The following is a 26121-nucleotide window of genomic DNA, read 5'->3' as shown; positions in this document are numbered from 1 at the left end:
GATGAAAAGCGAATAATTGAGCTTGTGGGATATTGACCTGAGTAAGAAGCCCAATTTATAGATTCAACATTGCTATTTGTTGGGCCTACGCCTTAAAATCTTCATAGTCCAAAGGGTCAAAATTTTTAAAGTGACCATTCATTTCGATTATGGTCTTGGTCCGATTTATCTCTTGCAAGACATTTGTTGTTGTTTCTAAATGGTTTTTAATAAACCGCAGACGGTCTACTTCGCTGGCAATTTGAAGTAATTGATATTCTTGTTCAAAAGAGAGACCCATTTTGTGCGCTAAGGAATAACTATTAAACTGCTTGGGAGAAACCTTGGTAAAGGGCACATCCATTAAATCATATAAAACCTCTAGTTTTTGTAAAACCTCTTTCCTCAATGCCTCATCAGCATCATTTTTAACATCCAAAAACTCCACATCCCCGCCAGCATAAAGTTTTTCATCCATTTGATTTTCAAAAGATAAAACTTTGAACACCTGCCTTGCAATACAGATTACATCCATCTCTCCACTCTCATAGGTATTTACAACTTCCACCAATTGCACTTCCGTTCCATAGGATATGGTGTTGTCAATATATACCGGAATTCCAAAAGTTACCGCCTCTTGCCTACAATCATTGATCAATTGTTTGTAGCGTTCTTCAAAAATATGCAATGGTACGGTCTCACCGGGGAAAAAAACAGACTGCAATGGGAATAGAGGTAATTTCATCATTGGAATTTGCACTAAAAATACAATGTGAAATTAAAAGCGGCAAGTGATACATCTTGAACAAATGTTATTTTTAAAACATTTTGTTATATTTATATTATTTTGATTTTATATTCTTGTGCAACTGAACAGCAACCTTTAGATTTGTTCAAAAGACTAATTACATATGAATTCTTCAAACCTGTTGAATCTTGCAAACAAATTTGGTGCACCACTATATGTGTACGACAGTGAAAAAATCACTTCACAGTTTCAAAGATTGACCAAAGCTTTTTCCGGTGTTGGCAGCCTTAGATTAAATTATGCGGCAAAGGCGCTTTCCAACATTACAATACTTCGTTTAATGAACCATTTAGGTAGTGGATTGGATACAGTTTCAATTCAAGAGGTAAAATTGGGGTTAATGGCCGGTTTTAAACCTGAGTCAATTATATATACCCCTAATGGCGTTTCTTTGGAAGAGATTGAAGAAGCATCCGCCCTCGGCGTCCAAATCAACATAGACAATCTATCCATTTTAGAGCAGTTTGGCAGCAAACATCCTGATGTTCCTGTCTGTATTCGCATAAACCCACATGTAATGGCAGGTGGAAATTCGAAAATTTCCGTTGGGCATATTGATTCTAAGTTTGGTATCAGCATTCATCAAATTCCACATTTGCTCCGTATTGTGGAATTGACCAAAATGAACATAAATGGCATCCACATGCATACCGGGAGTGATATTCTGGATATTGATGTGTTCCTATATGCTTCAGAAATACTTTTTGAAACAGCCAAAAACTTCAAAAATTTAGATTTTATCGATTTTGGTAGTGGATTTAAGGTGCCTTATAGAACTGGTGACATTCAGACCAATATTGAAGAATTGGGTAAAAAACTTACGGCAAGATTCAATGAGTTTTGTGCTGAATATGGTAAAGAGCTGACCTTGGCTTTTGAACCCGGTAAGTTTTTAGTGAGCGAAGCTGGTCACTTTTTAGCAAAAGTCAATGTTGTAAAACAAACCACTTCCACGGTTTTTGCAAGTGTTGATTCAGGCTTTAATCATTTGATTCGCCCGATGCTTTATGGTGCTTCCCACGAAATTGTCAATTTGTCCAACCCAAAGGGCAAGGAACGCTATTACTCTATTGTTGGTTATATTTGCGAAACGGATACTTTTGGCAGTAATCGTAGAATCAACGAGATTTCGGAAGGCGACATCCTTTGTTTTAACAACGCAGGAGCATATTGCTTTACAATGTCCAGCAATTATAACTCAAGATATCGTCCCGCCGAAGTGCTTTGGCACAAAGGAAAGGCTTATCTAATTCGCCAAAGGGAAACTTTTGATGATATCCTTAAAAATCAAGTTGATGCAAAAGATTTATTTAAAAAACCAAAAGCGGCAGCTATAAAGTAACATGGATGTATTGGCCATTTTAATTTCAATTATTCTGATCATTTTGGCCATACTTCATTTTTTTTGGGCATTGTTTGGTATCAAAAACCCTGAAACAGTTGTTCCAACCGAAATAGGAAGTAATCATGTAAAAACGCCCAACAAGATTATGGCGGTACTTGTAGGTCTTATTCTGCTTGGCTTTGCATTTGTATTCATTAATAGAATTATCGATTATGTTGATTTTGAATGGTTGCAATATGTTTCCATAGGTATTGGTATCATTTTCATTATCCGAGCTTTTGGGGATTTTAAGTACGTAGGCTTTTTTAAAACCGCCAAAAATAGCAAGTTTTCTGCTTTGGATACGAGGTACTACTCCCCACTGTGCTTACTTATGGGCGCATTGATCTTGATTCTGGAGTTGATGGACTGAACACTATTTTGGCACAATTTTCGTTAGTTTTGTAATAGTCGAAAGACTAAACCCTCAAAATCAAGGAACGATGCGTGCAGTTTTTACCTACTTTACCCAGATTAGCTTATTTCTTTTTCTTTTGGTTGGATTCCATGCCCAAGCACAAAATGTGCAATGGTTGAGTTGGGATGAAGCTTACCAACTATCTCAAACCGATGCAAACCCAAAAAAGATATTTGTGGATGTCTATACAGATTGGTGCGGCTGGTGCAAAAAAATGGACAAGAATACTTTCCAAAACCCAGAAGTAGCTGAATTTATGAGCAAGAATTTTTACATGGTAAAATTCAATGCTGAAAAAAGTAAAAACCCTATCAAATACGGAGGAGAAAAATACAAATTTGTACCACATGGAAGAAGTGGCTATCATGAGTTTGCAGTCATGCTATTAAATGGTAGATTAAGCTACCCTACTGTAGTTTTTATTGATACCGAAAAAAACATAATAGTACCTATACCCGGTTATAGAAAACCTAAGCAATTCCTAGAAATAGCAGAAGTTTTTACTAGTGATGATTATTTCAGACAATTAAGACGTGTCACCTCTAGACAATAATCTACTTCTGCTCTGCTCCTTTGATGTAGTCAACCTTACGTAAAAACTCTCCTTCATTGTTAAACTCATTAACGACACCAGTCCCATTTTTTAATGTTCCTTGGTCTAACTTATTTCCTCGTTCATCATACAACTCCATTATTTCCATAAGCCTTTCATCTTTATAGTTTGATTTAAGCTTTATCTGTCCATTTTCGTAATAAACTGTTCTTAAGCCATTTCTCAATCCATTTATATAGTTTCCTTCCAATTCTAGAGCTCCATTAACATAATAAGTACGGATAGTTCCATTCCCGTTTTTCAATGTCCCTTTTTTTAAAGTTCCTCCATCCTTGGCATATTGTTCCAATATTTGCATACGTTTACCATGCTCCCATAGCATTTTTGAACGTAGTTGTCCATTTAAAAAATAGAGCAAATGGAGACCATGTCTTTTCCCAGAAATATAACCCGTTTGCTCATGTAATTGATCATTCTCATAGTACAATTTTGCAGTACCATCTTCTTTGCCCTTTACATAATTAACTTCCTTATATAAGTTACCATTTTTATAATATCCTTTGGCACTCCCCTCCAATATCCCTTCAGAATAATGGATTATTGTTTCTACGTTACCATTCTTGTAAAAACTCTTATGTTGTCCATTTTTTTTACCAGAAACATATCCTCCCTCTTCTTTTAATTGACCATTCTCGTAGTATAACTTTGAAGGCCCATTTTTTATATAATCATTGGATACAGTAATCTCATGTTTCAGATTACCCTTTTCATCATACAACTTTTCCATACCTCCTGATTTATCTTCAAAAGATTCAAGTTTAGTTTTAACAGCTCCATTCTCATAATACCCTATCATAAAATTCTCACCCTTAGTGATATGAAATTTTATACTACCGGATTTATAATAATGTTTTTCGCTATTCTTTTCGTCCACATAAAACTTCTCTTTCTTTTTCGCTCCATTTTCATAGTACCAAACTGACCTACTACCCTTCTTTCCACTTTCTTCTTCTGTATAGTCCAACCCTTTTTCATATTCTATTTGTCCATTTTTGTAGTACCCAACATCTCTACCCTTTGTTGAATCATTAGCAGCTACAAACTCCCTTCTTATATCGCCATTCTCATAATAGGAACGACCATAAATCCCTTTCTCACTCTTTTCTTCCAATTGACCACTTCGATAGTAGGAAATTCTTACTCCTTCATAATCATTATAAGAAAGTCCAGTAATAGTTCTTGATTCTTTTAAAAAACCATTGTCCCAAAATGTTTGAAAGGGGCCATGAAAAACACCATTTTTCTTGGTATAAATACTATCCAATTTCCTATTCTTATGATAAACCTTATGAGTTTCATTTAAATCCTCATCAGATTTCCAATAACCGCTCAGTTTTTTTGGCAATCCATTCCCGTAAAACTCCTTTCCCGAATGTCTAACAAAATTGAAAAACTGTTTTATCTTATCTACTTTGACAATACCTCCTTTATGCAAATTGACAAAACTACCCATATAAAATAGACTAAAATTAGGAGCTGCACTCTCCTTTGTTAAATCAGCATAACCTTTTTCCGAACCTTTCACATCATCTGTTAAAAAAACTACTCCCTTATCTAAATAACTTTTATATGCTCCTGTCAGCAAATTTTCTTTGTACTTTGCCTTATTAAACTTAGAATGGGTAACAAAAGTCACTACTACAATATTGAAATCGTTTGAATCATCATAATGCTCCACTACCCTTTTCAAAGAAAGTATGCAGGGACCACAATAGTCCATTCCGAACCAGGTCAACACCAACGTAAACTTTTCCTTATCTGTGGTTTCAAAATAATCCTTTAAAAAAACTTTGTTATCCTCTATATCCAATAACTCTATCTTTTGATAATCAGGGATTTTTGGAGAAGTTTGGGCAATAAGGGCAAATTGCAGAACAAAGAAAAATGCCAAAAAACTGAAATATTTCATTAGTTGAGGTTTAAACAATGCATAAAAAAAGCCCGAATGTTCGGGCTTAGTGTTTCTTATCTACTATAATTTGGACTTTCCTTAGTAATGGTGACATCATGTGGATGGCTTTCGTTGATCCCACTGGCAGTGATTTTTACAAATCTCCCAGTTTCTTTTAAGGTTTCAATATCCTTAGCGCCACAATAGCCCATACCAGCGCGCAGTCCGCCAACAAACTGATGGATGCTTTCAAACAGTTCACCTTTATAGGGTACGCGACCTACGATTCCTTCTGGAACCAATTTTTTAATGTCATCCTCCACATCTTGGAAATAACGGTCCTTGCTTCCCTCCTTCATGGCTTCCACAGACCCCATCCCTCGGTACGACTTGAACTTTCGACCTTCATAGATAATGGTTTCTCCAGGGGATTCCTTTGTTCCTGCCAAAAGAGAACCTAACATCACAGTATCCGCTCCAGCCGCTATCGCTTTTGGAATATCTCCAGTATATCGAATTCCACCATCTGCTATAACAGGAACACCTGTACCTTTTATGGCTGCAGCTACTTCTAAAACTGCTGAAAATTGGGGAAATCCAACTCCTGCAACTACACGAGTTGTACAAATTGAGCCTGGGCCAATCCCCACCTTAACAGCATCTGCTCCTGCTTCCACCAAGTATTTTGCAGCTTCGCCTGTGGCAATATTCCCAACAACCACGTCAAGGTTAGGAAAAGATTTTTTCACATCCTTTAATACATTCACCACTCCTTGAGTATGACCATGAGCTGTGTCTATAATAATAGCATCAACTCCGGCATTCACCAAAGCTTCTGCCCTATCCACTGCATCAGCGGTAACACCTATGGCGGCGGCCACACGCAAACGTCCATATTGATCCTTGTTTGCAATTGGCTTTTGGGTCAACTTGGTAATATCCCTAAAAGTAATTAGCCCAACGAGAATGTCATTGTCATTGACCACCGGTAGCTTCTCAATCTTATTCTTTTGCAAAATAACTTCTGCCTCTTCTAAAGAAGTTCCTTCACCAACAGTTACCAAATTCTCAGAGGTCATTACCTCAGCTATGGAACGATCGTTATTTTTCTCAAATCTTAAATCTCGGTTGGTTACAATACCAATCAACTTTTTATCAGCGTCTACAATTGGAATTCCGCCAATGCTATGTTCTTTCATACTGGCTTTGGCATCCTTAACTGAAGAATCAAGAGGAAGTGTCACAGGATCCATGATCATACCACTTTCCGCACGCTTTACCTTTCGCACTTTAATAGCCTGTTGAGTTATCGTCATGTTTTTATGTAAAACACCAATTCCACCCTCTCTTGCCATGGCAATGGCCATTTGAGATTCGGTAACGGTATCCATCGCAGCTGATACCACAGGAACGTTGATGGTAATGTTTCTAGTGAATTTTGTTTGGATGTTGACTTCCCTAGGGAGGACTTCTGAATATCCAGGCACAAGGAGTACATCATCATATGTCAGTCCTTCGCCAACGATTTTTTTTAGGTGGGCTTCCATTGCAATTACGGATTAATTGCGTGCAAATATACCATATTTTAATTCAAGTTGAACCGTACCAATATTTAGTTCTATATTTTCATTATATTTATTTAGACTTATTATAAATAATAAATATCTTTACTCAAAAATACCGCTTATGTGCAAGTCTCTAAAAATCCTAAGTCAAACCAAAAACGGAATGCTGACCTTTTGCAATAGCAGCAAGCTTTTTCAATTGGTTTTCAACAATCTGTGTTTTGAGCTGTATGAATGGGAATTGGAGGCATTTAAATCATATATCGCACAATTGGATGTTTCCTATTGGGAAAAGGAATTTAAAAACTGGATACATGAACGAAAAATTCCAATCTCAGTTGGTGAAAAGCATTTTATAATTCTGGTGAGCAAATCAGAAATTCATGAAATAAAACGTTTGCTTACGCTTCAGTTGAATCAGGTAGAACTTTTAAGTTATAGTGATATCAACTATCGATTTATAGAAAACTGAGCCAAGTACAATTTTCACTCTAATTTATTGGCCGCTGTTGGGTTTAAAACATTGTAGCAGTACCAACATTGCTGAAAAAGTAAATGTTAGGGTCATTAATGTACCTGAGAAAATAACTACGTACTTTAACCACAATATCCCTTTCCACATCAAGTAAATACCCCCAAAGGTTAACAACACGGATAGAAAAGGTTCAATTGTCAAAAATAATTTCCATTTTTTAGGAAACTTGGTAATCCATACCAGCCCACCTAATAAAAAGAAGATAAACGACATGGAAAGAATATGGGTATGAACAATCGTCAACATTTCACGATCCCCTTTTTTAAACTTCATTACCGCAGCTTCTTCATCTTCCTCATTGCCCAAATAGTTTTCCTCAACACCTGCAGGAGTAGCAGAATCGGCCTGTTTTACAAATAATAATCCAGTAAAAAACCCAATGGAAAGAATGATGACAAAAACACCTATAAATAGTTTGATTTCCCTTGGGAATGTAGTCAAGAGACCATTATAAGTCATTACAATTGTCCTTTTTCTTGAAGGATACCAACGGTTTGCAAAAGATTATCCATGGATTTGGTCATGGACCTTACGGAAATCGTAGCTCCTGAAATAGCGTCAATATTTGTTTCGTGACTTACTCTATCACCTCCAGTTTTTCCTAGAAACTGCTTCAACCATCTTTTGCTTCCAATCTCGCCTCCGTAATCTTCCCGATAAATCAATATTTTGGAGTTTACCACTTTTAAATCTTGGTCAAACACCACCAAATAGTCAAACTTTGCAGTTTTGCTAGGTGCTTGGTCTACAAAAACATACCCTAAAAGCGAAGTTTCATCAAATACCCTATAGAGGTTTGACCCTGAAATTTTAGATGGCAGTTCAGCATTCAAATCATTGGTAACAGTAATAGGATTCATAGTAAAATCCATTACTTCAAAAGTTTTTTCAACTTCCTTCACCACCTTTTTATGAACTCCTTTTGGAATACCGAATCCACAAAACAGGAGCACTAATATTATACTGGCTGATAGTCTTACCAATTTCATGCTCCAAATATATATTAATTTAGACTTATTATGAATAAAAATAAGATAAAGATCTTAATTCCTATTACTATAAAGGTGTGGTTAAAACCACACCCCTATTCCAAAATTCAGTCTATCGGTAACATCATCACCATCCAAAGCGTTGCTTCTAAACTGGTAATCTCCCTTAACCACAACACCTGGAGCAATGTGGTAGGTTAATCCCGTGGTAATATCCGTTTTATCATATGCTTCATTGTCAGCTATGGAGCCATCGGTACTGGCATGTGTATCATATTTTTCATAACGGGCAAAAGCAAATAGCTTTTGTCTTTTACCAGTTGGAAGCAAATTATAGGCTCCTTCAACATACCAACCTTGTAAAGCACTTCCCAAATCTCTTCCAGTTAGTGCATTGTATGCTTCAGTATCTGATAAAGATGCATGAATGAATTGTCCTCTTGCCGTAAAGCGTTGGTAAGCATATCTAGCATCCAATCCCAACATGGCAATACCAATATCTGATCCATTAAACTGCTCTACATCATCATCCGCCTGCGTTCTTCCAAAATAGGTTGAAAGGCCTAATCTAAGTCCCGGGATACCATAGTAATCCAATTTTGTAGCCAAATTTGGGCTGTCTATCGTTGATTTGATTCCCTTTTGTCTTCCACTACGCAATCCGTTTGATCCCTTTAAGATTCCGGACACTCCACCTTCACCATCAGCTTCGGAAGATTTAAAACCATTAAAAAGATATGCTTGGTATCCTAGAGAAATAGAATTAAATCTTCCCGTTACCCCTACTCCAAGTTCTCTCCAGGTGGTTGGTACAATCACATTATCTATAGCTGGTCTTTCTGTACCATTAAAGGTCGTAGGCTCATGAAATTCGTTTACAATCCCCATTGGCACAAGCATCAGCCCTCCTCGAATATTAAAGTTGGGCGCTGCATTATAATTTACAAAAGCTTGTTCAACAAAAACCTCTTCTACATGCTCAAACTCCACTTCCGTCACAAACTGGGTTCTGTCATCAAATCTATATCCAAAAAGAAGTACCAATCGTTGCACATCAATTTCTCCATTTCCACCTTCAGGCTGGTTATACAACATCTCTCCATATGCACCAACAGTTACTGCCGAAGCGTAGTTACCTGACAACAAACGCTGTGCTGCGTTAATTTGTTTTTGTGGATTTAACGTAATAGAATCTGTCTGGGTCTGCGCAAAAATTGATGATGAAAATAATACGGTAAATAAGAGAATATAATGTCTCATGATAATTGCTTATTGTTATTTAGATTGATTTAAAATAAATTTGAAGTGGCAAATATATTTCGCCCTTTAGAATAGGCCAAATTAATTTAGACTTAATTTAAATAAATTTTAAGATTTAACATTTTCATTCCTTAATGAAGCCTTTCAAAAAAGAATCAATGGTATACTGAAAATAATTCGGTGGCTTTGTTATAAGCAGCTTCAAAAACCATCCAGTTTACGTTGGAATCCACTTTTTCTGAAGTAAAATAGGAAAGCATTTTCTCCGTAGGCATGTTTCCGGTAAGCTCGTCCTTTGCCATGGGGCAACCTCCAAAACCTTGAACTGCACCATCAAATCGTCTACAGCCCGCCTTGTAAGCTGCATTAACCTTTTCATGCCATTTGGTGGGTGTTGTGTGTAAATGGGCGCCAAATTCCACCTCTGGGTACTTAGGAATCAAATTGGAAAACAAATAATCAATTACATCTGGGGTAGAACTTCCAATAGTATCTGAAAGGGAAAGTATTTTGACTCCCATTCCTGCCAATTTTTCTGTCCACTCCCCTACTATTTCAACATTCCAAGGGTCACCATATGGATTTCCAAAACCCATAGAAATGTATGTGACCACCTCTTTGTTATTGTTATTTGCAATTTCCAAAATGCCTTTCAATGTTTCCACAGATTGGGCAATGGTCTTATGGGTATTTCGCATTTGAAAATTCTCCGAGATGGAAAAGGGGTAGCCCAAATAATCAATTGCCGAATGTTTGCAGGCATCATTTGCTCCTCTGGTATTGGCCACAATGGCCAAAAGTTTGCTCACGGTCTTGGAAAGGTCTAATTGCGCTAAAACATCGGCCGTATCTACCATCTGGGGAATGGCCTTTGGAGAAACAAAACTTCCAAAATCTATGGTGTCAAAACCACAACCCAATAGGGATTGAATGTACTTTACCTTTTCCTGAGTAGGAATAAAGGTTTTTATGCCTTGCATGGCATCCCTGGGGCATTCTATAAGTTTGACTTTTGACATAGGTTACCTGTAAAATTACCATTATTTATCCGATAGCAATAGATAAGCGGCAATCAAAACGAACACAACAATCTGCAACCATTTAAGAAATATTCCCGCTTTTGGTTTTTTTAAGAGGTAGCTGGAAATACTTCCTGCCAAAACAGCGATCAAACCAAAAATAACAGAGGCGACTAGCATAAAAAGTATACCCAATACGTAAAATTGGATTATAGTGTGAAGTTCATCACTGAATAAAAAACCTGGAAAAAATGCTAAGAAAAAAATGGTCACCTTGGGGTTAAGTACATTCATGGTAAAACCCTTCCAAAATAGTTTGGACAATCCCTTGGTTGAAGCATTCTTCTCATCCAGAAGTATAGTTGCATCACTTCTGTAAACCATCACCGCTAAATACAAGAGATAAATGGCTCCAAATAACTTGATACCAAAAAATAATGAGTCACTCCTTTTAATAATTTCCGATACTCCAAATGCCAAAAGCGTTGTATGTACCAAACATCCACTGACCAATCCCGCTACAGTGGCCAATCCAGATTTCACGCCGTTGGAAACACTCTGGGTAAGCACAAAAATATTATCTGGCCCTGGAGCTATGGCCAAAGCTGAAGAAGCAAGAACAAATCCTGCCAATATTTCATAATTCAATACCGCTGTTTTATTCTTTTGAAAAGTACAAAATATTGATCATTGAAAATAGTGGACCTATCAAATGATGGTAATTCCAGAGAATAATCAATCTGTATACCATAGTATTCTCTTATGTCTTTCTGATAAAAGCCAAGTAATTAAGATGTACGACTGAGAATAGCTTGATTTATTTTTTTGACCAAGGCAGGTCCTTCATATATAAATCCAGTGTACAACTGTATCAAATCAGCACCTGCATCCAACTTTTCAAGCGCATCTTCTGGGCTATGTATTCCCCCTACTCCAATAATGGGAAATGCCTTGTTACTTTTTTCTGCCAAAAACCGAATTACTTCTGTACTTCTTTTGGCAAGAGGTTTTCCACTCAATCCACCTTTTTCTTCAGAAATAATTAGATGCGATTTTAGTCCTTTTCTGGAAATGGTAGTGTTCGTTGCAATTACTCCATCAATTGCGGCATCACTAATAATAGAAATGATATCCATCAACTGGTCATCACTTAAATCTGGTGCAATTTTGAGTAAAATAGGTTTTTCCTTTTCTTCATGTTTATTTGCCAGTTTCCTACTCTGTCGCTTCAATTTTTTTAATAAGTCAGTCAGCGGTTCTTTATCCTGCAACTCTCTTAGGCCTGGAGTATTGGGAGAACTTACGTTAACCACAAAATAATCCACATGCTCAAAAAGCGCTTCAAAACATATCAAATAATCCTTAATAGCATCTTTATTGGTGGTCACCTTATTCTTTCCAATATTGCCCCCAATAAGCACCCTATGTTTCTTTTTTAGTTGTTCAACTGCTTCAAAAACGCCTTTATTATTGAATCCCATGCGGTTAATGATAGCTTGGTCATCCAACAATCTGAACAATCTTTTTTTAGGGTTTCCTGGTTGAGGTTTAGGAGTCAATGTTCCTATCTCTATAAATCCAAAACCAAAATCGGACAATTCATTGTACAATTTGGCATCTTTATCAAAACCGGCAGCAAGACCAACTGGGTTTTTAAATTTTAATCCAAAAACCTCCCGTTCCAATTTATGGTCATTTACAGAAAAAACTTTTCTGAAGATTCGGTTTAGTCCAAATCTTGAAAATGTCTTTATGGCACTAAAGGAAAAATAATGTACAGATTCGGCATCAAAAAGAAAAAGTATTGGGCGTATTAGGAACTTGTACATTTATAAAATTTTGTCAAAAATATAAACTCTACATTCAGAATTTAAGAAATCGGTTATTTTTCGTTAACTGACCTATCTATATAGATAGGGCGCAACGTAAGTTGATTACATAAGTTGATATAGAAATTGTATTGTCTATTATTAAAAGTGCATAATAACCGCTTGTCCAACATTCGCGAATTCTGCTTCATACTATCCAACAGGTCTTTATACTTGTATGAAATATTCATTAAATCTTCCGGGGAGCTTTGGGCATGTCGTTTTAATAGATATTCGGCCTGGCTCTTTAAATGTTCGTTTCTCACTTTAAGCTCAGCGCTCCAATTCTTCATTTTTTCCAATTGCACTTCGTTAAGTTGAAAAACTTCTGCAATGGTCTCATCGTCCTGTCCGCCAATACCTAAAGAACATTCTTCTTGGGCAACACCAAAAAAGCAGGAAATCAAAAAAAGGTAAAAAAGTATGGCTTTCAATTGGTTTGGTTTTCTCAAAACGGGAAAGATAGTTTTTCACCTCTATTTTTTCTTAAAATCACGATTGAATAAACATTATTTTTGATGAAATGCATTTTATGGAAAAATTACTACCTCGATTTCTTGAATATGTAACCATTGACACCCAGAGTGACCCCTATTCCAAAACTACGCCCAGCACTGAAAAACAGTGGGATTTAGCTAAAAAATTGGTATTGGAGCTTCATCAAATAGGAATGCAAGAGGTTTCCATAGACGAAAATGCATATATCATGGCTACACTTCCTAGCAATACGGACAAAAAAGTACCCATTATTGGTTTTATCTCACATTTTGATACCTCTCCTGATTTTACGGCAAAGAATGTAAAGCCTCAAGTAGTCAAGAATTATGATGGGAAAGATATTATGCTGAACAAAGGCAAGAATATTGTATTGTCTCCTGATTACTTTGAAGATTTGCACCAGTACAAAGGCCAGACTTTGATTACCACGGATGGCACAACATTGTTAGGTGCAGATGATAAAGCTGGTATTGCCGAAATCATTACGGCTATGGAATACTTAGTTCAGCATCCGGAAATAAAGCACGGTGAAATCCGTATTGCCTTTACTCCAGATGAAGAGATAGGAAGGGGCGCCCATAAATTTGATGTTAAAAAGTTTGGAGCAGCTTGGGCATATACTATGGATGGAAGTCAGATGGGAGAACTGGAATTTGAAAATTTTAATGCCGCCAGCGCCAAAATCCAAATAGAAGGAAAGAGTGTTCACCCGGGTTACGCCAAAAACAAAATGGTAAACGCCATTGGTATTGCCAATGAGTTTTTGGGTCTTCTCCCTTCAAGAGAAGTTCCAGAGTGCACGACGGATAGGGAAGGTTTTTTTCATGTACACCGTATAAAGGGGGAAATTGAAAAAGCCGAAATTGAACTCATTATTCGAGACCATGATGAAGGTCACTTTGAAGCAAGGAAACAACTATTGCAAGACATTACCGAAAAGCTTCAAAAAAAATACGGTGATTATATAACACTGCGTATTGAGGATCAATACAGAAACATGCATGAAAAGATAGTACCTGTTTTCCATATTGTTGAAATTGCACAGGAGGCTATGGAATCTGTGGGTGTTGAACCTATCGTCAAACCCATTCGTGGGGGAACCGATGGTTCACAATTAAGTTTTATGGGATTGCCCTGCCCAAATATTTTTGCCGGAGGTCATAATTTTCATGGAAAATATGAATACATCCCTTTGGAAAGTATGCAAAAAGCGGTTGAAGTCATTGTAAAAATCTGCGAACTCACTGCTGTTCAAATAAAATAAATGAGGAAAATCATCCCCATGGTTCAAAAAGCGGTGGTACCAATACTGTTTACCACAAAAAACCTAACTCGTCCCTTTTCCCTTTTAGGGAAAGCATAACATGTCTCCCTTCTTTAGCCTTGTTAATCAAGTCATAGCATCTATTCATCAATTCTGGTTAGATTTTTCGGTTGAATTTTCCGAACTTCACTTATCGGGCGATATAGCTCATTAAAACGAGCGATATCTTAAACGTTGTGTGTCATTTTGAAGAACAAATTTGTAACATTTCCAAAATTCCATAGTCTTTAATTCAATAATAATTTTTAAATGAGATACATATTGAAGTTCGCTCTGTTACTGTTAGGATTAAATCTATCCGCTCAAACAGCTAACCTAAACATAGATTTATTAAAAAATAAAATATCAGAACTAGCCATACAAGAGCTAGAAAATTCAAAAGCACCATCATTGCAAATAGCAATAAGTTTAAAAGATAGTCTGATTTTTAACAAAGCCTTTGGATTAGCTGATATGGAAAATAATATTCCCGCATCTACTAAAACAAAATATAGAACTGCTTCGGTTTCAAAATTATGGACAGCTACAATTGCTATGATTTTAGTAGACAAGGGACTATTAAACTTGGATGAACCTATACAAAATTATTGCCCTAATTTTCCTAAAAAAGAACACGTCATTACGACTAGACAATTACTTACACACACGAGCGGAATACGCTCCTACATAGATTTAGAAGAAGAATTAAAAAACGCTAAAAATAGTCAAGATAGTCTTGATATTAAAGATCGATATAGACAAGAAATGCTAGGTGAATTCACCAGATATACAGAAATAATAAAAGCAATTGATAATTTCAAGAATGACCCTCTTATTTTCGAACCTGGGACTGATTGGCACTACTCTTCTCAAGCATATAGGGTACTAGCCTGTGTACTTGAAGGAGCTTCTAATTTAACCTATCAACAACTTACAAAACAATATATTTTTGAACCAACTTCAATGAATAACACTTTGGAAGATGATGCTTGGGCAATCATCCCTAATCGCGCTTCTGGTTACAGAATAAATAGAGGAAAACCTATTCGCAGAGCAGATATGCGTGATGTAAGTGAAAACCTGCCAGCTGGAGGACATTTGACAACAGCATCTGATTTGATTCTATTTGCTAATTCATTTCTAAATGAACAGTATTTTTCCTCTGGTAAAATCAAGCTAATGTCCGAGAATTATATAAAAAACGTAGAAAGCAATAATAAGAAAATACCTTTATGGCGTTATGCAATTCCTAACAAAGAGAATTATGGCTATGGAATAATGATTTTTCCTTCAGAAGATACAAAAAGGTTTGGGCATACTGGGAGACAAGCAGGTGCTTCAGCGATTCTAGTTATGATACCTGAAAAGAAATTATCCATTGCTGTCTTGACCAATGTGAAAGGTTGGAACGGTTATATGAGCTTCACCAAAAAAATAGAGGAAATTACATCTGAAATGTAAAATTCCGAAAAACGAACACACAACACGGTGTATAAGTAATAGCGGTTTAAGTAATAAAACGAGAGTATGAACACAAAACAAAGGTCAGTGCAAAACTGAAAGGTAAGTGAGTAGAAATCCGCTACTACTCATACACAAGACCGATAAGTGCAACCGCTACAAAAGATATAATTTATCCTATTTTAGGTAGCTTCCATCCATTATGATAGATAGGTGTAATCAATTCATTTGCGCCCGGACTATCAAAAACACCTTGTTCCTTGCTCCAACTTACTTTGGTTCCGGTCTTATAAGCTACATTGCCCATATGACAGACCAAAGCGGTATTATAACCAACCTCAATAGGCGCCGTTAATTTGGAGGCATCTCTTGTTTTTACAGCATTAATAAAATTAGCCGTGTGCAGATCCAATCCATTGCCTTGATTCACTTGTAAGGGAACCTGTTCTATTTTCGGTCCCAAATTTTCACTCCAATCAGGGCGATTGTTTTCCGGAATCACCTCCCATCCGCCACGATCAAGCACCAAAGTTCCATTATTACCTATAAATGCTATACCATGATTTCGGTTATAATTCCCGCCATCTATTCCAGTAGCATGCTCCCATAGTATGGAAAAATCATCATATTCATATACGGTTTGTAAGGTATCAGGAGTTTCAGATGCATCATTAGGGTAAGCAAATTTTCCACCAAGTGCCATCACCGATTTTGGTGTGGATGCTTTCATACCATATAGTGCATAGTCAATTAGATGAACGCCCCAATCAGTCATTAATCCACCTGCATAATCCCAAAACCATCTAAAATTAAAATGAAATCTATTTGCATTAAAAGGTCTCTTGGGTGCCGGCCCCAGCCACATATCATAATCAACCCCTTTTGGGATTGGTTCATCTGCCACAACCGGAACAGGTTTCATCCACCCTTGATAGGCCCAAGCCTTTGCCAGACGTATTTTTCCCAACTTACCAGAATGCACATAGTTAATGGCATCAACAAAATGGGGTTGGCTTCGTTGCCATTGACCAATTTGCACTATTCTGTCGCTAGCATTCACAGCATTCAGCATAGCATTGCTTTCTGCAATTGAATTTGCAATGGGTTTTTCACAATACACGTCCTTTCCGGCTGCAATGGCATCTGTAAGCTGCAAACAATGCCAATGGTCGGGTGTTCCAATAATTACAACATCTATATCCTTATCATCCAGCATTTTTCTATAATCCGAATACCATTTTGGTTTTTGGATTTTAGCTTTTTCCAATTCTAGGGTTTTGGCGCGGAGTACTTCCTCATCAACATCGCAAAGCGCCACCACTTGTATCTCTGGCATTTTCAACGTCGATATTAAATCGGCAAAGCCCATTCCCTTGCACCCAATAACACCTATCTGTATCCTATCATTTGGGCTGACATATGTTCTAATCTTTGCTAAGAGCTCTATAGGAAAAAACAAAGAGGTTCCCACTCCCATCATATAGAGTGAACTTCTTTTAACAAATTGTCTTCTGTTAAACATTTTTGGTTGGTTTTTCCTAAAAGATACAAAAAAGCCTCTTGAAAAAAGATTTCAAGAGGCCCGTTGCTACTTAATTGTAGAACCTTATTTTTTTTCTGGAGCGGTTAATTTTTTGCTCATCTCCAGAGATATCGCGGAACGATCAAATTTTAAGCGACCTGCCATGGTTTCTATAACGCATGAAAAGTCTTTATCGTTCAATTCCACAATCTTACCGTGAAGACCACTTTTAGTAATAATTCGGTCACCCTTTTTAAGCTCCGAAGCGAATTTTTTCTCATCCTTCTGACGTTTGATCTGTGGGCGAATCATAAAGAAGTAAGCCACTACAAAAATTAATATCAGCGGGAAAAACTGTCCAATGTTTTCCATTTAAAACGTAAGTCTATTTAACAGGTCCTGCTGGTGCAGCACCTTTAGGGTTAACAAAGGCTTTGATTTTCAATAGCTCAGTGCCTTTTTCTGTGTTGGCAATTACGGTTACTGTTTTGGTCACTTGGTTTTGCCCAGAACCATTGAATTTCACCTTTAATTCACCGCTATCTCCAGGTGCAATAGGCGTATTTTTAGGATATTCTGGGATAGTACAGCCACAGCTACTTGAAGCACTGGTTATGATAAGAGGTGCGTTTCCGGTATTGGTAAACTTAAACACAGTCTCTTGCGCAGCACCTTGGGTTATTGTACCAAAATCATGCTCTGATTTTTCAAAACTCATGATAGGAAGTTGTTTTTGTGCCTCATCTCTATCCGTGGCACTTTCAACATTGTCCGCAACTATTTTGCTTGTAGCTTTATCCTTGCAAGAAATACCTACAAGGGCAACAATCAAAATCAAACTTAAAACTGTCGTTATTTTTTTCATACTTAAAAATTATTTTTTCAAAATTAATCAAATATTGTTTATCGAAGTCCCCTTCCTATTTTTTGCAATTTTCCTGAAGACTTATACTCTTTGGCCAACTTATCCAATACACCATTAATAAAAATACTGCTCTTTGGTGTGGAATACTCTTTGGCAATTTCCAAATATTCGTTCAAGGTAACCTTCTCTGGAATAGATGGAAAATTAAGCAATTCGCAAATAGCCATTTTTAAAATGATGGAATCGATTTCTGCAATACGATCGTTGTCCCAATTTGGCGTCTTTCCCTCAATTTCCTTCTCCCATTTGGCATCATTCAACAAGGTTTTGGTCAATAATTCATTCGCAAAATCCATATCCTGTTGATCCTTTAACAAGGACGGCAAAAAGAAACTTTCATTTGTTGATTCATTGGCTTTGCGGAGCCTTTTCACCAAAAAGGTATTTACAATGGGAATATCGTCCACCCAGGTAAGTTTATCATCTTCAAAATATTCATAAATCTTTTCATTGGGAGCAATAATATCCTTGAAAAGTTGAATAACGACCTCTTTATCCGCTTCATAACCAGACTTTTCATTGACCATATAGGTCTTATAAATCTCACTTGAGGTTACTTCTTTGTATATGATCTTTACATACTCCTCATTCAAATACCAATTATTGAGCTTTCTTTTGGAAAGTTCTTTTTTCAGGGATTCATTATTGGAAATTTGAATCAAAAGTTTGTTATTCACAAACTTCTTTGGATCTGGATAGTTATCCTCTTCCGTAGCCAGATATTTTTTGGAAGCGTGCCGTGCATGCTTTTCTGCAAGCCGGTGCAATTCTGCCAAAAGGCTTAAAATTAGTAAGTAGAGGACATACATGTTCTCAATACTTACTCTTAGAAACTTCTCTTGCTTCTCCAAAGAATCGTCCTTGGATTGGATCAATGCATAAATACATTGCATTACTTTTACTCTGATATGCCTTCTGGTAAGCATTTTTAAAGAACTTTTAAAGTCGTTGATTGGCTTTCACTGCGCAAAAGTAATCTTATATTTTAATCCCACCTACCAAAGTTGTTTTCTTATCAGTTTTATAACATTTACTTTGTGGGCAATCCTATATATTTGCTGAATTGTCACCAAGGAACTACTACCTTAAAAACTAGCTTTCCCCTCCTATGAAGGAACTAAAACATCTAAATAAATACTTTAAAAAATACTGGCTTAAACTGTTTATGGGGATTTTAATCACCATCATTGCCCGTGTTTTTTCCCTCATAATGCCTTCGTATGTAAACAAATCCATTCAAACAGTAGAAGCATTTCTCGCCAATAACATTTCAATATCTGGGGCTAAGGAACTTTTGTTTGAATATATATTGATCATATTGGGTGCGGCCATATTATCTGGCCTCTTCACCTTTTTAATGCGGCAGACCATTATCAATGTTTCTCGTTACATTGAATACGATCTTAAAAACGAGGTGTTTGACCATTATCAATTGCTCAACCTTAATTTTTATAAGAAAAATAGAATCGGTGATCTTATGAACCGTATCAGTGAGGACATCAATCAGGTGCGTATGTATGTGGGGCCGGCAATTATGTATGGCATGAATACGCTGACCATGTTTGCTTGTATCATTCCTCTTATGTTCATTAAAGCACCATCATTAGCAGCATACACATTGATTCCCTTGCCCGTGCTATCAGTTTTAATTTATCAAATCAGCAAGATTATTCATAAAAGGAGCACCAAGGTCCAAGAATTTTTATCCACACTTTCAACTTTTACTCAAGAATCATTTTCTGGAGTTGCAGTTATAAAGGCCTATACACTGGAGCCAAACATAAATAAAGAACTGGAAGGTCTGGCTGTTGACGGAAAAAACACCAGCATGGATCTGGCCAAGGTAAATGCATGGTTCTTCCCATTAATGATTTTGCTCATCGGCATCAGCAATATTTTTGTCATCTATATTGGTGGCAAACAATACATAAGTGGAGAAATAGAATCGATTGGCATTATAGCAGAATTTATTCTTTATGTTAACATGCTCACCTGGCCGGTTGCCATTGTAGGGTGGCTCACATCTATTATCCAAAGAGCTGAAGCTTCGCAAAAACGAATCAACGAATTCTTAAAGGAAGAACCTTCCATAAAAAATGAAGTAGCTCAAATTACTCCAGTTACAGGTAATATCGAGTTTAAAAATGTGACTTTTACTTATGACGACACAAATATTACGGCTCTTAAGAATGTGTCTTTTAACATAAAAGCAGGCGAAACCGTTGCCTTTTTAGGTAAAACAGGATCAGGCAAATCAACTATTTTGGATTTGATGGCCAGACTCTATGATGTTTCTTCTGGGGAGGTTTTAATTGATGGAACTCCTATTCAAAAACTAAACCTAGATAGCCTTAGAAGCTCCATTGGGGCCGTTCCACAGGATGCTTTTCTCTTTTCGGACACCATTGAGAACAACATTCGATTTGGTAATGAAAATGCATCTTTTGATGAAATAGTCGCTGTTGCCAAAAAGGCGGTGGTTCATCAGAACATAGAAGGTTTTGCTAAAAAATATGATACTATTTTAGGTGAACGTGGCATTACTCTCAGTGGCGGTCAAAAACAGCGTGTCTCTATAGCAAGAGCGCTATTAAAAGACCCTAAAATTTATCTTTTTGATGATTGTCTTTCTGCAGTGGACACAGAAACTGAGGAAGAAATATTGAATAATCTGAAACAGGTTTCCCATAGTAGAACAACACTGATTGTAAGTCACAGAGTATCGTCGGCCAAAAACGCAGATAAGATAATTGTACTGGAAAGTGGAGAAATTATTCAGGAAGGCACGCATGAGCAGTTAAACAATATTGAAGGATACTATAAAGAACTCTACTTGAATCAACTATCTGAGAAAGAATAAGAAAAAAGTTGCTGGATTAGCATTTTTTTTACATTTTTGGTAGAATTATTCAACATTGCACTAAAAACATACACTAGACCATATGGGCGAGAAAGATATCATGGACCAGGAAGAGATTTACTCCAAAGTCTTAAGAGCTGGTAGAAGAACCTACTTTTTTGATGTAAGAAGCACTAAAGCCGGTGACTACTATTTAACCATTACCGAGAGTAAGAAATTTACACATGATGATGGCTCCTTCCATTACAAAAAACATAAAATCTACCTTTATAAAGAAGATTTTAGTGCTTTTAGAGAAATTATGGAAGAAATGATGGACTACATCATAGATGAAAAAGGTCAAGAAGTAATTTCTGAACGTCACCAAAGAGATTTCAAAAAAGAAGAAGATACCAATGCGAACGAAAATGGAGCGGCTCCAGAAAGTTTCACAGATGTTGATTTTGACGACATATAAAAACAGAAACTTTAAAAAAACCATAAAACGGCCTGCTTAATGCAGGTCGTTTTTTATTTTTAGCATAGACTAACTCAAACACAATTTTATGAAACTGTTCAACTTATTGGCATGTGTACTATTTGGCTTCAATCTTGCAGCTCAAAATGTTACCCTTGATTACTATCTTCCAGATAATGTGGCTTATGATGCTAGCATTCCCAAACCATCCGATATTATTGGTCACGAAGTGGGCGAATGGCACGTTACTCATGACAAGTTGGTTTATTATATGAAGCAACTGGCTGCTTCAAGTGAAAGAATAACTATTGAAGACCGCGGAAATACCTATGAAGGAAGGCCAATACTCCTGCTTACGGTTACCTCGCCAAAAAACCATGAAAATATTGAAACCATAAGAAGAGAACACCTTGGGCTTTCCGAAGGAAACAGCGATTTAGACACCTCCAAAATGCCCATTGTAGTCTATCAAGGTTTTTCCATTCATGGAAATGAACCTAGTGGTTCTAATGCCTCTTTGGCCTATGCATACCATCTGGCGGCGGCACAAGGCCCAGAAATTGAAGAAATGTTGAACAATATGGTAATTCTTTTGGACCCAAGCTTTAATCCAGATGGGTTACAGCGCTTTGCTTATTGGGCCAATGTAAACAAAAGTCAAAATTTAAATCCCGATAAAAATGAAAGGGAATATCATGAGGTTTGGCCAGGAGGGCGTACCAATCACTATTGGTTTGATATGAACCGAGATTGGTTACCAGTACAATTACCAGAAAGTCGTGCACGAATTGCCTCTTTCCATAAGTGGTTGCCCAACATTCTTACAGACCATCATGAAATGGGAACTAACTCTACATTCTTCTTTCAACCTGGAGAGCCGTCAAGGGTAAACCCTCTAACCCCAAGGGAAAATCAAGAACTTACCAGGGAAATAGGCACCTATCATGCCAAGGCATTGGATGAAATAGGCTCGCTCTACTATTCCGAAGAAAACTATGATGATTATTATTATGGAAAAGGTTCTACTTTCCCGGATGTGAATGGTAGCATAGGAATTCTTTTTGAACAAGGAAGTTCCAGAGGGCACATTCAAGAAAGTGAAAATGGTGTTTTAACCTTTCCGTTCACCATCAGAAATCAATTTACCACTGCCATGTCCACAGTTGAAGCTGCAAAAAATATGCGCACTAAAATTCTGGACTATCAGCGTAAATTTTATACCGATATGAAATCGGAAGCCTCAAGAAGCAAGGCAAAAGCCATAATTTTTGGCGATAATAAAGACGCATCCAAAACTTGGCACTTGGCAGAAATTCTGAAAAGACATAAGATTAAATTCCATGAACTGGCTTCAGATGTCACCATTTCAGGAAAACAATATAAAAAAGGATATAGTTATGTTGTACCCATGAATCAAAAGAATCCTCGGTTGATCAATGCCATGTTCGAAAAAAGGACAACTTTTAAGGACAGTCTCTTTTACGATGTATCCGCTTGGACCTTTCCTCTGGCCTTCAATGTGGATTACAGTAATCTAAATTCGCTATCAAATGCCGGCCCAGAGATAACAGATTTTAAATCTCCCATAGGAAAAGTAAATGGCCAAAGTAACTACGCCTATCTTTTTGAGTGGCATGAATATTATACCCCAAAAGCATTGAACATGATTTTGGAAAAAGGGTTAAGAGCAAAAACTGCAAAATCCCCCTTTACTTTGGAAGGTAAAAAATACGATTATGGCACCATTATGATCCCAGTCCAGAATCAAAGCTTAAATCCCACCGAACTATTCAATTTTCTTAATAAGGTTGCCCAGAAAAGTGCGATTACTATAACCGCAGTATCAACCGGACTAACTCAGGGAATTGATTTGGGGAGTAATGATTTTGACCCTGTTAAAAAACAAAGGATAGCTATTTTAGTAGGTGATGGTGTAAGATCCTATGATGCTGGAGAAGTTTGGCATCTTTTGGATACCCGTTATGACATTAAAGTTGCCAAATTGGATACTCGTTACTTCAATACAGTTGATTTGGACAAGTATACGGATTTGATTTTGCCCAGTGGATGGAGTGATAAAATTTTGGATAAAAAAGGAGCCGAAAAAGTCAAGGAATGGGTAAAGGGTGGTGGCACCGTAATTGGATACAGAAATACGGCAAATTGGTTCAAAACCCACGGATTGATGAGCCTTGACATGAAAAAAGACACTTTGGTGGCCAAAAACATTCCTTTTGATCAAAAATCAGATTTTACCGGGGCACAAGTAACCGGTGGTGCAATTTTTGAAGCCAAACAGGACCGCTCGCATCCTATCAATTACGGTTATAAAAACAACAAACTGGCACTGTTCCGAAACACCAACATCTACCTAAACCCAGAAAAAAACAGCTACGATAATCCAATTCAATATACTGGCAATCCACTATTAAGTGGATATATATCTGAGGAAAATGCGGAGCTCATCAAAAACAGTGTACCCTTCAAAGTAAAAAGAGTGGACAAGGGAAGGGTAATCCTTTTTACAGACAACACAAATTTTAGGGCCTTTTGGTACGGCACCAACAAATTATTGATGAACGCTATTTTCTTTGGACCGATGATGTAACCATTGAAATATCCAATAATCTAATTTAAAAACATGGCAAGAACTCCTAGCAATATGCTCCCTTTGGGTACCAAGGCCCCTGATTTTCAATTGTTGGACACTGTTTCCGGCTCATCTTGTTCCCTCAGTGATGGCAAGGGTGAAAAAGGAACAGTTATTATGTTTATATGCAATCATTGTCCTTTTGTGATTCATGTTAACCCAAAAATTTCGGACTTAGGTAAAGAATATGCGTCTAAGGGGATAGGTTTTATTGCCATTTCCAGTAACGATATTGTAAACTACCCGCAAGATGCACCACATTTAATGAAACAAAAGGCAGCAGAAGAAGACTACACCTTTCCTTATCTCTATGATGAAACACAAGAAGTGGCCAAGGCATACGACGCAGCTTGCACTCCAGATTTTTATTTATTTGATTCAGATTTGAATTTGGTCTATCGAGGTCAATTGGATGATTCGCGTCCCGGTAACGGAATACCTTTAAGTGGCATTGATTTACAAAATGCCATAGACACCTTGTTGAACGGAGGGGAAATAAGTAACCGTCAAAAACCAAGTATTGGGTGCAACATAAAATGGATCACCAATCAGTAATTATTGAACCATGAAAATCAACACTCAGGAAGCATTAAAAAAACTTTCCCGCACCAACTCACCATTCTTAACCCTTTTTGAACATGGGACGTTATCTGTTGAAATCTATAAACCAGAAAAGGTAGATCTTCAACAACCCCACACAAGAGATGAAGTATATGTTGTAGTCTCTGGTACTGGCGAATTTTTAAATGATGGTGAACGTACTACATTTGCTCCGGGCGATTTTCTGTTTGTACCTGCAGGAGTGGAACATAGATTTGAGAACTTCACAGAGGATTTTTCTACTTGGGTACTCTTTTATGGTCCGGAAGGAGGTGAAAAATAGTAGTCCTATGAATATTTATTTTGAACCTGTTTCCTTATCTACAATTGAAACTTATATTGAAATTGGCAAAAGGTCGTATTATGAACACTATTTACATTTGTGGAAAAATGATGACCCACACGCTTACATTAATAGAAGTTTTACCATACCAATAGTTGAAAAAGAACTGTCCGATTCCAATGTTGCTCTTTTTTTGGTTAAAACAGAAGATATTGTCATTGGAATAGTGAAACTCATTGTTGATTGTGAACTAGATGAATTTCCTTCCAAAACCAGCTTGCTTGCAGAAAAAATATATCTTCTCAATGCTCATTCTGGAAAAGGATTTGGAAAAATGGTCTTGAGCAACATTGATGTTTATGCCCATAAACTTGGCAAAAAAGTAGTTTGGTTAGATACCATGCAAAAAGGCGGCCCAATTAATTTTTATCTAAAAAATGGATTTAGGATAAAAAAGGAAAGCAAATTGAGTTTGTCTGGCGCCATACCTTCTAAACAAGCAATGTGGGTTTTGATAAAAGAACTTTAAATTACCACCCTTCCCTTTTAATCAAGTTTTCTATATGCGCAAAATGATGGCTACCGTGCCAAGCATAAATCCCAATATTTTCCTCCAAAGTAACCTCTCGATTGCCCTCTGGGTGAGTGAATTTTCTTTTTAAATCGGTTTTGGACAATCCTTTGAGCAAATACACAAGCTTTGCATGCACTGCTTTTAGATGATCCAAGGACATTTGTATTGGTGCCGACCTGGCATCGAACAATTTGGACCATTCCTTTTCAAAATATGGCTTAATCACTGGGTTGTCCTCTGTCAAGGCCCACTTAAATCTAATATAACTATGATGGTGACTGTCTGAAACATGGTGCACCAACTGCCTTACCGTCCACCCTCCTGGTCTGTAAGGTGTATCCAATTGTTCATTGTACAATGGGGTTACCATATCCTCCAATCTTTGTGGTAAGTGTTCCAATATGCCTATCCATTTATCCAGGTGTTCTTGGGTAATTGTTTCGGGTGTTTTGTTTTTTCCAATAGGGTATCGCAGTTGTTCCAATGTTTCTTTTTCCATTATCTAAAAATAGCAAACTTTCACCTAACCAAAGGTCAAAAAATTGACCAAGGTCATTGATTGTCATAAAAGTTTAATACACTTTTAACGGCAATAAAATTACCGATACCATAAATCGATTAATTTTATAAAACAATATTTTTTAATCCAAAACAACAGA

At 36.9% G+C, this 26121-nt stretch carries 27 protein-coding genes; 12 read left to right on the top strand and 15 right to left on the bottom strand.

Annotation, left to right across the window (positions count from 1 at the left end):
• Positions 1-85 precede the first annotated feature (85 nt).
• Entirely contained in the window at positions 86-724 is a 639-nt protein-coding gene (locus CRO15_RS10270) for an LON peptidase substrate-binding domain-containing protein (RefSeq protein ID WP_097045749.1), read from the bottom strand.
• A gap of 166 nt (positions 725-890) precedes the next feature.
• On the opposite strand from CRO15_RS10270, the gene lysA reads away from it, so the two are divergent.
• The 3 genes from lysA to CRO15_RS10255 all read left to right on the top strand — a co-directional run bounded on the left by lysA (position 891) and on the right by CRO15_RS10255 (position 3142).
• Positions 891-2129 (top strand): diaminopimelate decarboxylase, encoded by a 1239-nt coding sequence (gene lysA, locus CRO15_RS10265; protein ID WP_097045748.1) that lies wholly within the window; start codon positions 891-893, stop codon positions 2127-2129.
• 1 nt (position 2130) lies between these two features.
• Complete coding sequence (locus tag CRO15_RS10260) at positions 2131-2544, top strand: DUF3995 domain-containing protein (protein ID WP_097045747.1); 414 nt, start codon at positions 2131-2133, stop codon at positions 2542-2544.
• A 70-nt stretch (positions 2545-2614) separates the two neighbouring features.
• On the top strand, positions 2615-3142 hold the full coding sequence (locus CRO15_RS10255) for a thioredoxin family protein (protein WP_097045746.1): 528 nt from the start codon (positions 2615-2617) through the stop codon (positions 3140-3142).
• Between the two features lies 1 nt (position 3143).
• Here CRO15_RS10255 and CRO15_RS10250 read toward each other — a convergent pair whose 3' ends face one another.
• On the bottom strand, positions 3144-5111 hold the full coding sequence (locus tag CRO15_RS10250) for a toxin-antitoxin system YwqK family antitoxin (protein WP_097045745.1): 1968 nt from the start codon (positions 5109-5111) through the stop codon (positions 3144-3146).
• A 56-nt stretch (positions 5112-5167) separates the two neighbouring features.
• Complete coding sequence (gene guaB / locus CRO15_RS10245; RefSeq protein ID WP_097045744.1) at positions 5168-6640, bottom strand: IMP dehydrogenase; 1473 nt, start codon at positions 6638-6640, stop codon at positions 5168-5170.
• A gap of 139 nt (positions 6641-6779) precedes the next feature.
• Here guaB and CRO15_RS10240 point away from each other — a divergent pair, with 139 nt between their 5' ends.
• A complete protein-coding gene (locus CRO15_RS10240) occupies positions 6780-7130 on the top strand; it encodes a DUF6686 family protein (RefSeq protein ID WP_097045743.1) in 351 nt (116 codons plus the stop codon).
• Between the two features lie 24 nt (positions 7131-7154).
• Here the strand turns inward: CRO15_RS10240 and CRO15_RS10235 are convergent, their stop codons facing one another.
• The 7 genes from CRO15_RS10235 to CRO15_RS10205 all read right to left on the bottom strand — a co-directional run bounded on the left by CRO15_RS10235 (position 7155) and on the right by CRO15_RS10205 (position 12763).
• Complete coding sequence (locus tag CRO15_RS10235) at positions 7155-7652, bottom strand: hypothetical protein (RefSeq protein WP_097045742.1); 498 nt, start codon at positions 7650-7652, stop codon at positions 7155-7157.
• Positions 7652-8182, bottom strand: a complete 531-nt coding sequence (locus tag CRO15_RS10230) for an FMN-binding protein (protein WP_097045741.1) — start codon at positions 8180-8182, stop codon at positions 7652-7654. Before CRO15_RS10230 ends, CRO15_RS10235 begins: the two co-directional genes overlap by 1 nt.
• Before the next feature lie 81 nt (positions 8183-8263).
• Positions 8264-9442: a hypothetical protein gene (locus CRO15_RS10225; RefSeq protein ID WP_097045740.1), complete on the bottom strand. Its 1179-nt coding sequence runs from the start codon at positions 9440-9442 to the stop codon at positions 8264-8266.
• Positions 9443-9597: 155 nt separating this feature from the next.
• Positions 9598-10461 carry a hydroxymethylglutaryl-CoA lyase gene (locus tag CRO15_RS10220; RefSeq protein WP_097045739.1) on the bottom strand — a complete coding sequence of 288 codons (864 nt, stop codon included), beginning with the start codon at positions 10459-10461 and terminating at the stop codon, positions 9598-9600.
• 21 nt (positions 10462-10482) lie between these two features.
• On the bottom strand, positions 10483-11109 hold the full coding sequence (locus CRO15_RS10215) for a LysE family translocator (RefSeq protein ID WP_097045738.1): 627 nt from the start codon (positions 11107-11109) through the stop codon (positions 10483-10485).
• A 140-nt stretch (positions 11110-11249) separates the two neighbouring features.
• Positions 11250-12290 carry a quinone-dependent dihydroorotate dehydrogenase gene (locus CRO15_RS10210; protein WP_097045737.1) on the bottom strand — a complete coding sequence of 347 codons (1041 nt, stop codon included), beginning with the start codon at positions 12288-12290 and terminating at the stop codon, positions 11250-11252.
• Between the two features lie 53 nt (positions 12291-12343).
• Positions 12344-12763: a hypothetical protein gene (locus CRO15_RS10205; protein WP_133067242.1), complete on the bottom strand. Its 420-nt coding sequence runs from the start codon at positions 12761-12763 to the stop codon at positions 12344-12346.
• Between the two features lie 98 nt (positions 12764-12861).
• Between CRO15_RS10205 and pepT the strand changes: the two genes are divergently transcribed.
• Together pepT and CRO15_RS10195 are read left to right on the top strand one after the other, a co-directional pair.
• Positions 12862-14091 (top strand): peptidase T, encoded by a 1230-nt coding sequence (pepT, locus tag CRO15_RS10200; RefSeq protein ID WP_097046182.1) that lies wholly within the window; start codon positions 12862-12864, stop codon positions 14089-14091.
• Between the two features lie 309 nt (positions 14092-14400).
• Positions 14401-15591: a serine hydrolase domain-containing protein gene (locus tag CRO15_RS10195; protein ID WP_097045735.1), complete on the top strand. Its 1191-nt coding sequence runs from the start codon at positions 14401-14403 to the stop codon at positions 15589-15591.
• Between the two features lie 172 nt (positions 15592-15763).
• Here CRO15_RS10195 and CRO15_RS10190 read toward each other — a convergent pair whose 3' ends face one another.
• The 4 genes from CRO15_RS10190 to nusB all read right to left on the bottom strand — a co-directional run bounded on the left by CRO15_RS10190 (position 15764) and on the right by nusB (position 18964).
• Positions 15764-17113 carry a Gfo/Idh/MocA family protein gene (locus tag CRO15_RS10190; protein ID WP_097045734.1) on the bottom strand — a complete coding sequence of 450 codons (1350 nt, stop codon included), beginning with the start codon at positions 17111-17113 and terminating at the stop codon, positions 15764-15766.
• 84 nt (positions 17114-17197) lie between these two features.
• A complete protein-coding gene (gene yajC / locus CRO15_RS10185; protein ID WP_097045733.1) occupies positions 17198-17485 on the bottom strand; it encodes a preprotein translocase subunit YajC in 288 nt (95 codons plus the stop codon).
• A 13-nt stretch (positions 17486-17498) separates the two neighbouring features.
• Positions 17499-17978 (bottom strand): DUF1573 domain-containing protein, encoded by a 480-nt coding sequence (locus CRO15_RS10180; protein ID WP_097045732.1) that lies wholly within the window; start codon positions 17976-17978, stop codon positions 17499-17501.
• Between the two features lie 38 nt (positions 17979-18016).
• Entirely contained in the window at positions 18017-18964 is a 948-nt protein-coding gene (gene nusB / locus CRO15_RS10175; protein ID WP_097045731.1) for a transcription antitermination factor NusB, read from the bottom strand.
• 182 nt (positions 18965-19146) lie between these two features.
• On the opposite strand from nusB, the gene CRO15_RS10170 reads away from it, so the two are divergent.
• The 6 genes from CRO15_RS10170 (at position 19147) to CRO15_RS10145 (ending at position 25417) form a co-directional block, all read left to right on the top strand.
• Complete coding sequence (locus tag CRO15_RS10170; RefSeq protein ID WP_097045730.1) at positions 19147-20898, top strand: ABC transporter ATP-binding protein; 1752 nt, start codon at positions 19147-19149, stop codon at positions 20896-20898.
• Between the two features lie 82 nt (positions 20899-20980).
• Complete coding sequence (locus tag CRO15_RS10165) at positions 20981-21355, top strand: PUR family DNA/RNA-binding protein (protein WP_097045729.1); 375 nt, start codon at positions 20981-20983, stop codon at positions 21353-21355.
• A gap of 88 nt (positions 21356-21443) precedes the next feature.
• Positions 21444-23963, top strand: coding sequence for a M14 family metallopeptidase (locus CRO15_RS10160; RefSeq protein WP_097045728.1), 2520 nt, complete (start codon positions 21444-21446; stop codon positions 23961-23963).
• 33 nt (positions 23964-23996) lie between these two features.
• Entirely contained in the window at positions 23997-24560 is a 564-nt protein-coding gene (locus tag CRO15_RS10155) for a thioredoxin family protein (protein ID WP_097045727.1), read from the top strand.
• 10 nt (positions 24561-24570) lie between these two features.
• The gene (locus CRO15_RS10150; protein WP_097045726.1) at positions 24571-24888 is read left to right on the top strand and encodes a cupin domain-containing protein; all 318 of its coding nucleotides are present in this window, start codon (positions 24571-24573) and stop codon (positions 24886-24888) included.
• A 7-nt stretch (positions 24889-24895) separates the two neighbouring features.
• Positions 24896-25417: a GNAT family N-acetyltransferase gene (locus CRO15_RS10145; RefSeq protein WP_097045725.1), complete on the top strand. Its 522-nt coding sequence runs from the start codon at positions 24896-24898 to the stop codon at positions 25415-25417.
• Between the two features lies 1 nt (position 25418).
• Here CRO15_RS10145 and CRO15_RS10140 read toward each other — a convergent pair whose 3' ends face one another.
• Positions 25419-25961 (bottom strand): YfiT family bacillithiol transferase, encoded by a 543-nt coding sequence (locus CRO15_RS10140; protein ID WP_097045724.1) that lies wholly within the window; start codon positions 25959-25961, stop codon positions 25419-25421.
• Positions 25962-26121: the final 160 nt, after the last annotated feature.

This window comes from Flagellimonas pacifica (assembly GCF_900215465.1).
Taxonomy (GTDB): domain Bacteria; phylum Bacteroidota; class Bacteroidia; order Flavobacteriales; family Flavobacteriaceae; genus Flagellimonas; species Flagellimonas pacifica.
The sequence above is the reverse complement of the archived record's forward strand: the minus strand, read 5'-3'. Positions and strand labels throughout refer to the sequence as shown.

Bases quoted from the DNA above. Each gene is read 5' to 3' on its own strand.
- CRO15_RS10150 (WP_097045726.1), top strand. From the start codon at position 24,571: ATGAAAATCAACACTCAGGAAGCATTAAAAAAACTTTCCCGCACCAAC.
- CRO15_RS10155 (WP_097045727.1), top strand. From the start codon at position 23,997: ATGGCAAGAACTCCTAGCAATATGCTCCCTTTGGGTACCAAGGCCCCT.
- CRO15_RS10180 (WP_097045732.1), bottom strand. From the start codon at position 17,978: ATGAAAAAAATAACGACAGTTTTAAGTTTGATTTTGATTGTTGCCCTT.
- CRO15_RS10260 (WP_097045747.1), top strand. From the start codon at position 2,131: ATGGATGTATTGGCCATTTTAATTTCAATTATTCTGATCATTTTGGCC.
- pepT (WP_097046182.1), top strand. From the start codon at position 12,862: ATGGAAAAATTACTACCTCGATTTCTTGAATATGTAACCATTGACACC.
- CRO15_RS10165 (WP_097045729.1), top strand. From the start codon at position 20,981: ATGGGCGAGAAAGATATCATGGACCAGGAAGAGATTTACTCCAAAGTC.
- CRO15_RS10270 (WP_097045749.1), bottom strand. From the start codon at position 724: ATGAAATTACCTCTATTCCCATTGCAGTCTGTTTTTTTCCCCGGTGAG.
- CRO15_RS10240 (WP_097045743.1), top strand. From the start codon at position 6,780: ATGTGCAAGTCTCTAAAAATCCTAAGTCAAACCAAAAACGGAATGCTG.
- CRO15_RS10210 (WP_097045737.1), bottom strand. From the start codon at position 12,290: ATGTACAAGTTCCTAATACGCCCAATACTTTTTCTTTTTGATGCCGAA.
- CRO15_RS10145 (WP_097045725.1), top strand. From the start codon at position 24,896: ATGAATATTTATTTTGAACCTGTTTCCTTATCTACAATTGAAACTTAT.
- CRO15_RS10230 (WP_097045741.1), bottom strand. From the start codon at position 8,182: ATGAAATTGGTAAGACTATCAGCCAGTATAATATTAGTGCTCCTGTTT.
- CRO15_RS10225 (WP_097045740.1), bottom strand. From the start codon at position 9,442: ATGAGACATTATATTCTCTTATTTACCGTATTATTTTCATCATCAATT.
- CRO15_RS10255 (WP_097045746.1), top strand. From the start codon at position 2,615: ATGCGTGCAGTTTTTACCTACTTTACCCAGATTAGCTTATTTCTTTTT.
- lysA (WP_097045748.1), top strand. From the start codon at position 891: ATGAATTCTTCAAACCTGTTGAATCTTGCAAACAAATTTGGTGCACCA.
- nusB (WP_097045731.1), bottom strand. From the start codon at position 18,964: ATGCTTACCAGAAGGCATATCAGAGTAAAAGTAATGCAATGTATTTAT.
- CRO15_RS10170 (WP_097045730.1), top strand. From the start codon at position 19,147: ATGAAGGAACTAAAACATCTAAATAAATACTTTAAAAAATACTGGCTT.
- CRO15_RS10140 (WP_097045724.1), bottom strand. From the start codon at position 25,961: ATGGAAAAAGAAACATTGGAACAACTGCGATACCCTATTGGAAAAAAC.
- CRO15_RS10160 (WP_097045728.1), top strand. From the start codon at position 21,444: ATGAAACTGTTCAACTTATTGGCATGTGTACTATTTGGCTTCAATCTT.
- guaB (WP_097045744.1), bottom strand. From the start codon at position 6,640: ATGGAAGCCCACCTAAAAAAAATCGTTGGCGAAGGACTGACATATGAT.
- CRO15_RS10235 (WP_097045742.1), bottom strand. From the start codon at position 7,652: ATGACTTATAATGGTCTCTTGACTACATTCCCAAGGGAAATCAAACTA.
- CRO15_RS10190 (WP_097045734.1), bottom strand. From the start codon at position 17,113: ATGTTTAACAGAAGACAATTTGTTAAAAGAAGTTCACTCTATATGATG.
- CRO15_RS10220 (WP_097045739.1), bottom strand. From the start codon at position 10,461: ATGTCAAAAGTCAAACTTATAGAATGCCCCAGGGATGCCATGCAAGGC.
- CRO15_RS10250 (WP_097045745.1), bottom strand. From the start codon at position 5,111: ATGAAATATTTCAGTTTTTTGGCATTTTTCTTTGTTCTGCAATTTGCC.
- CRO15_RS10195 (WP_097045735.1), top strand. From the start codon at position 14,401: ATGAGATACATATTGAAGTTCGCTCTGTTACTGTTAGGATTAAATCTA.
- yajC (WP_097045733.1), bottom strand. From the start codon at position 17,485: ATGGAAAACATTGGACAGTTTTTCCCGCTGATATTAATTTTTGTAGTG.